Annotated in this window: 11 protein-coding genes; all 11 read right to left on the bottom strand. The window is 56.0% G+C overall.

Going from position 1 to position 11284, the window contains the following annotated elements:
• Window positions 1-481: 481 nt before the first annotated feature.
• Entirely contained in the window at window positions 482-1876 is a 1395-nt protein-coding gene (locus AC56LW_RS23880) for a hypothetical protein (protein WP_258836733.1), read from the bottom strand.
• A gap of 7 nt (window positions 1877-1883) precedes the next feature.
• Window positions 1884-4304 carry a heavy metal translocating P-type ATPase gene (locus AC56LW_RS23875; protein WP_499560822.1) on the bottom strand — a complete coding sequence of 807 codons (2421 nt, stop codon included), beginning with the start codon at window positions 4302-4304 and terminating at the stop codon, window positions 1884-1886.
• Between the two features lie 186 nt (window positions 4305-4490).
• Window positions 4491-5390 (bottom strand): CopD family protein, encoded by a 900-nt coding sequence (locus AC56LW_RS23870; protein WP_499560824.1) that lies wholly within the window; start codon window positions 5388-5390, stop codon window positions 4491-4493.
• Window positions 5391-5759, bottom strand: coding sequence for a copper homeostasis periplasmic binding protein CopC (copC, locus tag AC56LW_RS23865; protein WP_499560826.1), 369 nt, complete (start codon window positions 5757-5759; stop codon window positions 5391-5393).
• 23 nt (window positions 5760-5782) lie between these two features.
• Window positions 5783-6211: a YybH family protein gene (locus AC56LW_RS23860; protein WP_499574877.1), complete on the bottom strand. Its 429-nt coding sequence runs from the start codon at window positions 6209-6211 to the stop codon at window positions 5783-5785.
• A gap of 91 nt (window positions 6212-6302) precedes the next feature.
• Window positions 6303-6923, bottom strand: a complete 621-nt coding sequence (locus tag AC56LW_RS23855; protein ID WP_499638317.1) for a DUF305 domain-containing protein — start codon at window positions 6921-6923, stop codon at window positions 6303-6305.
• Window positions 6924-7019: 96 nt separating this feature from the next.
• Window positions 7020-7370 (bottom strand): copper-binding protein, encoded by a 351-nt coding sequence (locus AC56LW_RS23850; RefSeq protein ID WP_307732431.1) that lies wholly within the window; start codon window positions 7368-7370, stop codon window positions 7020-7022.
• 96 nt (window positions 7371-7466) lie between these two features.
• Window positions 7467-8858 carry a multicopper oxidase family protein gene (locus AC56LW_RS23845; protein WP_343828450.1) on the bottom strand — a complete coding sequence of 464 codons (1392 nt, stop codon included), beginning with the start codon at window positions 8856-8858 and terminating at the stop codon, window positions 7467-7469.
• Window positions 8859-8871: 13 nt separating this feature from the next.
• Entirely contained in the window at window positions 8872-10290 is a 1419-nt protein-coding gene (locus AC56LW_RS23840; RefSeq protein WP_343829148.1) for a TolC family protein, read from the bottom strand.
• The gene (locus AC56LW_RS23835) at window positions 10202-10711 is read right to left on the bottom strand and encodes a hypothetical protein (protein WP_343829150.1); all 510 of its coding nucleotides are present in this window, start codon (window positions 10709-10711) and stop codon (window positions 10202-10204) included. Before AC56LW_RS23835 ends, AC56LW_RS23840 begins: the two co-directional genes overlap by 89 nt.
• 323 nt (window positions 10712-11034) lie before the next feature.
• On the bottom strand, window positions 11035-11284 hold a 250-nt coding region (locus tag AC56LW_RS23830; RefSeq protein WP_499638314.1), incomplete at its 5' end, for a hypothetical protein.

Genomic DNA, 11284 nt, shown 5'->3' with positions numbered 1-11284 from the left:
TTTGCAAGGAGGCCGCGATAGTGAGCCAATACAGGCGCGAGCTCAGACGACGACGGCTGAGTGGATGATGCCAACAAGTCGAGTAATACCGTGGTCTGACCATTCCGTTCGGCCAGCGAACGTAGCTTGCCGATTGCCCAGTAACCATCCAGATCGTTGTTCCGGCTAGCGAATGAGCCGCACAAATTACTGGCGACGTTTGTCAGGTGCGCCCCTCTAGGCATGTGTCATCCCTTGTTCAATTAGTTTGGTACACAACGTCGAGCCGTGACCGAGCTATTTTTGCCAACCTAGGCCGTTCGCGTCAGCTTGGCAGGGTTCCCGGCCTGAAGAGTCACTGACTGTTTCGACCGGCAGCTGTCGACCAGAACCTGACGTCTAGCAGATTAAGCTAACAGAGCGCTACGCTGGTCTCTAGCGCTTCACTTTTTGCTCAGATATTTGGCAATCCATTTTTGCTTCAACAGACGGGTACGCTCAGTCATTTGCAGTCATTAGCGCAGCAGCTCCTGCTGCTTGTTGCCTCACTGATGGCCTTCAACTCGGCAGTCACTTCTTCATCCCCCAGACTGTACACGGGTGCGAATCCGCCGCCTGGAGTCCTGAAGTTCGTGGTCTGACCTTGATAGACGCGCGCGGCTGTCCACTGGACTCGGCTGTTGTATACGTAGCTGCGCAAGTCAAACTTCAAAGTTTCAGGACTGTCAGCCGTACCGGAAACCCGAACGCCAGGAGCGACAACTCGCTGAGCGATGTATTCGCCCAACAAGATTTCTTGCCAAACCCGCTTCGTTACCTTGTCGCCCCGGTAGGCCGCTCTGCCTCCGTATCCAGCGACAGGCTTGAAAAACAGATTGCCTCGCTCGTTCCACAATCGTTCCGCGTTATTGGTCGTGACGCTCTCGGTGAAAGGCACGTTGGCAACCAATATGTCGATAGTAGCTTGGGGGACTCCCAACCCTTTGAGCGCTGTGGCGTCACTTAGTATGGTGAGATTGTGCTTGTTCGCGTAAAGCGCATGAGCTTGAGGATGCGGGGTGAGTACAAACGCGTCTTCGCAGTACGCGTCGTGCAGAGCGCGCGACTCAGGCGCCTCAAGCATGAAGTCGGTAAGCCGATTGTAGACCAAGTCAATCTTAAGCTTAGCAAACCACAGCGCGCCGTCTCTAAAAGTAAGTTCCCTCGGGTCTGCGATGATGGCGTTGATGTCGTTCTTGGCGAACAGCCGCTGAAACAGGAGGAATTCAGGGTAGAGGAACTGTTGCTGAGGTTGCGTGTCGACTATTGCTATCGTCCGCAGAGGCGCAGTTTGTCCTGCTGCTGCCCATTCTGCCCAGAACATCTGCACTATCTCGTCCTCGAACATAGCGCCGGAAAGGACAGCTTGTGCCAGCTGGTTATCGTCCAGACAACAGGTTCGATGTGCCCTTGCCATAGCAGCGTTAAGCATCGCACCTCCAGCGTTTGTGTTTATTTCGATGAGGCCGAGATTCTCGCCGTCCGGGTGGAAGTCATATCCGAAAAACACACCTCGCGCACCGCCGGCTCCACTCTTGGCAATATCGGGCGCATCGGCCAGTACAAGCTCTCGGTATGAGGGGAGCTCAATGACAGACTCTAGTGCACGTACCACCTCCTCGATTCTGTCCGCCTGCGTACTGGAGATGAAAACGGGCCGTGCAGAGAACAGGTATGGGCATCGTTCCTCTATCAGTTCAAATAGCATATCGTCATGCACTTCACCGGACAGCGCCGACTTCAAGGCAGTCTTGTCCAAGCTGCTGCAAAAGCAGGAACTGTTGAGCTGTTCTGCTGGCAACCTGGTCGAGTCATAGTTGCTTGCCGGGTTGTCAGTAACGATGTCGGAATTTCGCATACGGTTCCTATCCTTGGTGCGAGCTTATGGCTCGGGTACTCCGCGCCGCCTGCCCGCGAAGGCGTAACGCGTTAGTAATTACGGAGACGGAGCTAAGGCTCATGGCAAGGGCGGCAACCATGGGAGACAGGAGCTGTCCTGTGAAGGGATACAGCACCCCGGCCGCCAGGGGTATCCCAAGCGCGTTGTAGACAAATGCAAATCCGAGGTTTTGCCACATGTTTCGCACCGTCTGGACAGAAATGGAGCGAGCGACCGCAATGCCGCGTAGGTCTCCCTTCACGAGGGTGATATGGGCACTATTGATGGCCACGTCCGTTCCGGTACCCATGGCTACGCCAACGTTTGCTTTGGCGAGCGCCGGCGCATCGTTGATACCGTCGCCAGCCATTGCGACAACCCGCCCCTCTTTCTGCAATTTGTCTACCAATGCAAGCTTGTCCTGCGGTTTCACCTCGCCATAGAACTCGTCTATCCCTAGTTTGGAAGCAACCGAGCGCGCCGTCGTGGTTCCATCCCCGGTAGCCATAACGACAGTAATTCCATCGTTACGGAGGGTCGTCAGCGCCTCTATTGTCGTGGCTTTGATAGGGTCAGATACTGCCAAGATGCCTACTAGTGCGCCTCCCTCGGCGAGGTACATTACGCTGGCACCCTCAGCTCTCAAACTCTCAGCAGGCCCCGTGAGGGCGTGCCAGTCGACACTCAAAGACTCCATCAATGCAGTATTTCCTAGTGCAACCCGTTTTCCGTCTACGATACCGGTCACCCCAATACCACTGGCAGACTCGAAGGTTTCGGGCTTCGATAGCAAAATACCTCTCGTCTTTGCCTCGGCTACGATAGCGTGAGCCAACGGGTGTTCGCTGCCTTGGTCAAGGCTGGCGGCGAGCTGAAGGACGTACTCGTCGTTGTACCCTGGCGCCGCGACAACGGTGTTGAACGCCGGCTTTCCTTCCGTTAGCGTGCCCGTCTTGTCGACGATAAGGGTATTAACCTTTCGAAGGTCTTCGATAGCTGCAGCGTCGCGGAATAACACACCCTGCGTTGCCGCACGGCCGGTTGCAGCCATGATGGACATAGGCGTGGCTAAGCCGAGCGCACAGGGGCATGCAATGATAAGCACTGCCACCGCGTTAACGAACCCAAAGACCCAGCTTGGTTCCGGGCCGAACAGTCCCCAGACCACAAGGGTCAGAAGCGCGATTGCCGCGACAACAACTACGAAGTACCCCGCCACGGAGTCAGCCAGGCGCTGCATTGGCGCGCGCGAACGTTGAGCCTGCGAGACCATTTGCACAATCTGGGACAGCATTGTTTCTGACCCAACCTTCTCTGCGGTCATCACGAGGCTTCCGCTTGTGTTAATCGTTGCGCCTATTAGCCGGTCGCCAGGTCGTTTTGTTACCGGCACGGGCTCGCCTGTAAGCATCGACTCGTCGACCGCGCTTTTCCCTTCCGACACCATTCCGTCTACCGGGACCTTTTCGCCTGGGCGAACTCTAAGGGAATCTCCGACGTGTACATGGGTTAGGGGAACATCTTCTTCGCTCCCGTCTGCGGCAATACGTCGCGCCGTCTTGGGCGCCAGACCCAGCAACGATTTGATGGCAGCAGAGGTTTGCGAGCGCGCACGCAGTTCGAGGATTTGGCCAAGCAGCGTCAGGGAAACGATTACTGCCGCCGCTTCGAAATAGACACCGATACGACCGTGGCTTGCAAAAGTGACCGGGAAAGCGTTCGGGGCTAACGTGGCTACGACGCTGTAGCCATACGCAGCCATGACCCCTGAGCCAATGAGCGTCCACATATTCGGGCTCATGCGCATGAGGGACTGGAACCATCGCACGAAGAATGGCCAGCCGGCCCAGAGAACGACCGGTGTGCTTAGCGCTAACTCAATCCAGTTTTGCCCAGCTACGCCTGCCTGGAAAAGGACATGACCGAACATTGCCAGCGCAAATACAACTGCTGTCAGAGGTAGGGTCCACCAGAAGCGCCGACGGAAGTCGACTAGTTCGGGGTTTTCTTCGTCGTCCAAGGAAGGAAGTTCAGGCTCCAACGCCATGCCACAAATTGGGCAGTTACCTGGCACGGCCTGTCGAATCTCGGGGTGCATCGGACAGGTGTACATCGTCCCTGTAGGAGCGTCCGTTGAACGAACTTCTGCCGGTTTCGCGGCGGCCAAATAACTCTCCGGCGCAGCTCTGAACTTCTCCATGCACTTTGGGCTGCAGAAGTGATAGACCTCGCCCCCAAACGTAATTTCTCGCTCAGGGTTTGGACCAACCTTCATCCCGCATACAGGGTCGATGAACGGTTTTGAATTCGCTGGTTGCTCTGGATGGTGCACGGAGTCCGCACCGTGGGCATGGTGATGATTTCCGTGTCCCGCCGCGTGGTCGTGTGTACCCTTGCTCTCAGTCATGGTCGCCCTCCCAGGGTCGTAATGTCACATCAAAACTGCAGCGCTACCGATAAAAGATGCGGCACAGTTGCTTGTCTATCCATTCACTAGTCATGACTTACTCTAAACGTTCCCTTAATGGGAAGGTCAAGCACATTCCTGCTGTTCAGAGCCCGCACCAACGTGCGGTCTCTGAACAGTCGGCTACTACATTGCAGCCGGCGGCTGCTGCGAAGTCAAAACCGCAGCTGCAAACAGCACAACAAGTAAGACAATGCTCTCCACCTTTAGCACGAACTTCACGCGCTCAAGACCATGCACTGAGCCTCGGGCAAGGGCAAGTCCGACAAACTTGTTGTACCCGCCGAGAATGAGCGCAGCGCCTACCAGCCCGACCTTTATCAACAATGCAGTTGTGTAGATGCTGTTGCCAAATAAGTTGTCTACGGTTCCAACCCTGTTCCATGCATTGAACAGCCCAGTTATGAAGACTGCTCCGACTGCGACCATGGCCGCTGCAGACATCGAATCGAGGTAGCGAGCCAGGCGATTCAGGTCAGGCTGGCCTGCGTCCGTAGGCATCGACTTCCATGCAGAGACAGCAACTAAGCCAGTCCATGCGCCCATCGCAGTCAGGTGGATTACCTCCGCTGCGAAAGGCAGAGTCCAGTAACCGTTTTCGCCGGCATGCCCCATTGACGCGCGCACAAACGCGAAGAGACCTAGGGCCACCAGCACCGTCCACTCGCGCCACACTGCAGTCGAACGAAGTGCTCGAATCACCAATACCAGGGTAATCGCAAAAAACGAGATATAGCCGGCCCGCCCAATACTTGTCATGGTCAACATCTGCCAGACTACATCTTTGGCTTCTTGTAAGCTAACGCCCCCCATTACGGCGGCGGATGCCCACAACATTGTGACTGTCGCTAGGACGCCGAGTGTAGCCGCGACAATATCTCCCGCGCGCAGCAGGGCTTCAGCGTCTGCGCGAGGGACACCTGAGGCCAACAGCCAACGGCGGGCCAGCCAGGAGCCGACAAGCCACGCGAACGCAGCGTTTAAGGCAACGACTGACCCAACTTGAAGGCCCAGGACGCTATCCACTTATTTCACCGAGAACGAAAACGTGCCCGTACGGCGGTGACCGTCATGGCCGGCGACAGCCCATTTAACGGTATAAGTGCCTGTGGACAGACCTTTGGTTTGTAGGCGCACCATTGTCGGGTTGGCGGCATCGACCTTCGCCTTCTCGGTCTCGACGACCTTACCGTCGGTGTAAGTCAACGTAACGGTGCTAAACGCTTGCTCGACTTTCTCGTTGAAGGTCAGGGAAATTTCGGTCGGCGCCGCTTCCAAAACGGCTCCTGGTGTCGGGTTCGAAGCTGCAAGCTTCGCGTGTGCCATCGCGAGTGGGGCTGCGATGGTAGCTGCTGAAAAAACGCAGGCTGCTGCGATTTTTTGGATAGATTTCATATTCAACCTCTAGTAGTTATTGATTACTTAGCTTTACGGGAGGACCAGTGGACGTGCGTGATGAGCCACTTGTCGCCCTGCTTTTCTAGTACGGCAGTCTCTGTTCCAAACGAGTGGACGTTCGTTCCTTTGAACTTGCCTTTTGTCTCCGTTTCGCGCGTGACGATGGCGATATTTCCTTCCACTCGCTCGTTCTGGCGAATGACCGTCTGGCTCGTCGCTTTAGCAAAGGCCATGTCACTGGGGAGATGGTGACCAGCATATTCATCACGTGAGCGCTCAACATAACCAGACTCGAAAATCCGGATAGTTGGGGAGAGGAAGACGGTAGCTGCGTCGGCCGTCCCCGCCGACAACGCTTCATGAAACGCAGAGACGGTTTCGAGCGGAGTCGCGGCGAGTGCCTGGAAGGACGCGGCAGAGAGCGCAATGGCAAAAAGTGTTTGGCGCATAGATTTTTATATGTCTGTAATGGTCGGGGACAGCCGACAAGCCGATTTTCGATTACTAGACTTGTCGTGCTCTTAACTGCTCTCGAACTACTTACTTCGTCGGCGTTGCCCAGGATTTTTTCATCTCGGCCATGTGCGCCACTTCCTTCTTCTGCATTTCGACGAGTTTGTTCGCGAACTCCTTAACTTCGGAGTGCTGGAGCTTTGGAGCTGCAGTCTGCGCCATCTTGATGGCGCCTTTGTGGTGCTGGCTCATCATGTCTACAAACATGCGGTCAAACTGCTCACCCTTGGCTGACATCAGCTTGTCACCGCTCATGCCTTTCATTGACTCGGGCATCCCAGGCATTTTCATGTTCATCGCTTCTGGCTTCCCGGCATACCACTGTTCTTTCCACCCTTTGAGCTGGGCAATCTCTTTTTCCTGCTCGGCCATCATCTTCTTGGCCATATCCTTAAGTTCTTGGTTGGCTGAGCGACTTTCAACCAAGCTGGCCATATGCATTGCCATCTGATGATGCATAGTCATGGTGTCCAGGAACTGCTGTTCATAGGGCGCTTTTGCGGCGTTCGGTGAACTCTTGTGCATCGACTGCATGTTTGCCATGTCGTGCCCGGCGGCGCCGTGCGAGCCACTTTGATGCTGTGGCATAGCACTTGCGGACACAGCTACGAACGCGAACGAAGCGAGTGCGATTTTCGAGATTTTCATATTTACTCCTTGGTTGGTTGCAAACATACTCATCACATCTCATTGCTGCCGGCATCGACGCTGAGTTCGGACGACGACGCCTTCTACTGCTCTAACTTAGTCTTGAACTGCCAACTGCGTGACAACGTATCGTCCCTCAAGCTTTTCGGCGACAAACTTGATTTTGTCGCCTGCCTTGAGTACATCGAGAGCTGACACATCCTTCACACCAAACACCATCGTCATGCCTGGCATGCCCAAGTTTTCAAGCGGGCCATGTTTGATAGTGAGGCGACCGGTGTCTTTGTCTACTTTCTTAATTTCGCCATCGGACATAGCTGTCTCCTGGCCAGCGACGGCAGTCTCTGCATGATTTCCGTGGTCATGCGATTGGGCCATAGCGCTATTAACAGTGATGAGCGCAAACGTAGCTGCTGCGATGTGGGCGACGATTTTTGCGATTTTCATTTGGTATCTTTTCTTTCAAATTAGATTAGCTGTCGTTTTCTGACCGCTAGTGACGACTTCCGATTCGGTTACCTTACTTAGCAACCCTAATTACGGTCAGTGCCCGGAGTGGCCCGACGGTTTGCGGACGTTAAACTCTACGTTCTGCGCTGGCTTCGGCGCAGGCATAGACTGCCCACCGGCCGACGTACTCCTGACCGCTTCAAGCGGAGCGCCACTCCATTCGTAGGCCAGGGCACCGGCTGGGTGCTTGTACCAACCCGGGTCGCTGTAATCGCCTCGCTTTTGGTCTTTACGAACCTTCATCACGGTGAACATGCCTCCCATTTCCACTCCGCCGAAGGGGCCTTGGCCGCCCATCATCGGAAGAGTGTTTTCTGGCAGCGGCATCTCCATTTCACCCATCGAGCCGCCCGTAGAGCCCATTGCCATATAGTCTGGAATGATTGAACTAATCTTCTTCGCAGCGTCACGCTGGGAGACGCCAATCATGTTGGGAACGTCGTGACCCATTGCGTTCATGGTGTGGTGGGACTTATGGCAGTGGAATGCCCAGTCACCTGGGTTGTCCGCGACAAACTCGATGGCACGCATCTGGCCGACGGCAACATCAACGGTCACTTCTGGCCAACGCGATTCCGGTCGGGTCCAACCTCCGTCGGTACCGGTAACTTCAAACTCGTGCCCGTGTAGATGAATCGGGTGATTGGTCATCGTCAAGTTGCCGAAGCGAATACGCACACGCTCGCCCTGGCGCGCTACCATCGTGTCGATACCTGGGAAGACGCGACTGTTGAACGTGAACAGATTGAAGTCCAGCATGGTCGAGGTCTTTGGGACGAAGCTTCCCGGCTCAATGTCGTAGCTACCAAGCAGAAATACGTAATCGCGGTCGACTTTCATGAAGTTGGGATTTTTCGGGTGGGTAACCCAGAAGCCCATCATCCCCATGGCCATCTGCACCATTTCGTCGGCATGCGGGTGATACATGAACGTACCGGGCCGCTTAGCCTCGAACTCATACACCATCGTCTTGCCGGGCTGGATGCCTTTTTGCGTCAAACCGGTAACACCATCCATACCATTCGGTAGTGGTTGACCATGCCAGTGGATGCTGGTGTGCTCTGGCAGGCGGTTAGTCACGAAAATACGAACACGGTCACCTTCAACCACTTCGATGGTCGGCCCTGGTGATGCGCCGTTATACCCCCAAAGGTTTGCTTTCATGCCAGGCGCAAATTCACGCACAACCGGCTCAGCAACCAGGTGGAACTCCTTGACTCCGTTGTTCATGCGCCATGGGAGCGACCACCCGTTAAGAGTCACGACTGGGTTGTAAGGGCGGCCGTTCGGTGGCGGCGGTGGAACCTGGGTCGCGGCGCTCTGCATGATTACTGCTTCTGGGAGGGATGCTGCGCCCACTCGGCTGACTACCCCCGCCCCAATTAGCGCCGCAGCACCGGTGAACAAATCTCTACGTGAAACCATCTCAATTCTCCAATTAATGTTCAGCTGCTGGCGCAGAGCCCGACGCTGCAATGGTTGCGCTCGAAACGGCTCCGCCGCTGCCGTTTATTGCTGTCTGTAGTTCGGTCTCTGCAATCCAAAAATCGCGTTGCGCTTCAATAGCGCCGTTGACGCTCGTGATTTGGTCGCGCGAGTCGGCCAGCAGCTCGAAAACGCTGGCAAGCATCCCGTTGTACCGGAGGAGGACCTCTTCCGAAATCTGCTTCCTTAGCGGGACCACCTCGTCGCGATAGTGTTTGGCGACGTCATACGTAGTTCGGTAGGCCGAGTACGCTTCGCGCACTTCTGAGCGCACGCGAACAGCCGTATCGGCGGTACGATTGACAGCGAGCATGTACGTTGCCTTCGCACGAGCACGTCGAGACCCACCCCAGTCGAAGATAGGCAGTTCCAGCGATATTTCGTAGCCGTTCTCACGAGGCGCCCCGGTAGTGCTCTTGTTGGCGTATCCAGCGTCCAAAACGTTAATGAAGCCTGTGGCGTTTGTAAGACCCAGCGACCGAGCGGTAGCGTCAACGTCCCGCTTGGCAATTTGGATGTCGAGTCTCTGCTCCATCGCAAGAGCCTCGAGCGCTCCCGGCTCATTCGGCTTTTGTGGGAGGTCTGGCAGGCGGTCGGGTATCTTGAAGTCGACGTTCGAACCCCAGAGGCCTAGTAACCTGACAAGTTGCTCACGCGCTGCCGTAGCCGAGTGGCGGGCGCGGGCATACTGCGTAGTCGCCTCCGCGTAGAAAGCCTGCTCACGTGCCCTGTCCAGTTTGCTCCAGTTGCCAACCTTGGCTTGCTCCTGCGCGAGCTGGGCTCCAGCCTCGGCTGACGTCACAACCTGACTCAAGAATTTCTCTGTCTGAGCAGCTGCGACGGCGCTGAAGTACGAACGACGGGTTTCGCTAGCCAAGCGGACTGCTTCGGATGCTGCGGTCAGCTTGGCTTGTTCAAACCGGCTACTTTCAATAGTGCTGCGCAGTGGAATAGTGAGCAGACCAATCAGGTCAAACATCACGCTACGTTCAATTTCAACCTCGTCACCGCCACGCATCCGGCTAAATGAAAAGCCCGGATTGCGTATACGGCCGGCTTGGACAAAGTCGGCTTCGGACACGCCAAGCTCTGCTAGCGAAGCCTGGAGGCCGCGGTTGTTGAGCAATGCAATCTGCACCGCAGAGTCAGGCGTCAGAGGTGCCGACAGGAGCTTGGAGACTTGGGCAGAGCTAGCCTGCGCGTCACTGTCGTTCCTTTCGCCCGTCACGCCGAAGCCGGTACGGGGCTGCGTCAGCTTTGAGACGTCGCCCGCTGCGCCGTCGTTAGACAGCGTCGAGCATCCGGCTAGAACCGATACGGCCAGTAAAAGACTGGAAGTCTTCAGTAATGGTGTGAAAACGATAGGCCTCATTTCTTCGCCTCTTTTGCTTGTTGCTGATGCTGTTCGTGTGCCGCTTCACTCGCTGCACCATTTGCAGGGACCGGGCGAGAAATTGTGGCCGGTTTTTTTTCCTGGCCCATCTTATGTCCTGCGTGTGGGTCGGGCTTTGACACCGGCGCCATTTGATGACCCGCGTGCGGGTCTGACTTTGGAGCCGGTGCCATTTGATGACCTGTGTGTGCCGTCGGCGAAGGTTGGCCAGTACGGGCCGCCCGAGCGACAGCTTGAGCTGGCATCTGATGCCCTGCATGCGACGCCTGACCAGCTGGTTCAGCTGGTGTTCCGTGGCCAGAAGGGGTGCCTGGATTTGCGCCTTGGGTCGGCATCGCGTGCCCAGCGTGACCGCTAGCATCTTGGGCTGCCGGCGTGTGACCGGCGTGAGCGCCGCCATGCATACCCTCGTTCGCAACCGTAGCGTTAGCTTCTTTCCACACTTTGTCGGGCGAGACAGTGGTGTCCTGAGCGACCCTGTAAGTCGAAAAAACTGAGGTATAGGTTGTTTGTGGAACGTGAGCAGCCGGGTCGGCGGCTTTGAGAGAAGCTGGTGACTCGCCCGCGATGGACGCGAACGAGGTCAGGGCTACCGCACTGGCGGCAGCAAAACTTTTAGAGAACATAGTTGTCCCAAAATCGAAAGTAGACGCGCAGCAGTAGTGCGCGACAAAAACACGACGGAATACAAGCGAATACGCGCGTCGTTGCTACCGAAAACGATTAAGCGGCGAGATGTCGAGGGGGACGTTCGAGACTGTCTGGGATGAAACCAGCAACGAGAGTAGAGCCGAAGGTCAGATAGACCTCAGCGCTATTGAAGGAAGGCTTGAAGGTCAACAATTGCGGCGGTGCAACGGCGCAAACAAAGCACGCAGCACAAGCGCTGCATGACCCGTGCTTGAACGATTTGGACGTATCGTTATTTCGGTCGTCTGAGGACGCCATTTCTGGGCAATCTTCCTCATCACCT

It is taken from the genome of Telluria sp. LT2P80 (genome assembly GCF_059685955.1).
This window is presented reverse-complemented; position numbering and strand designations above follow the sequence as displayed.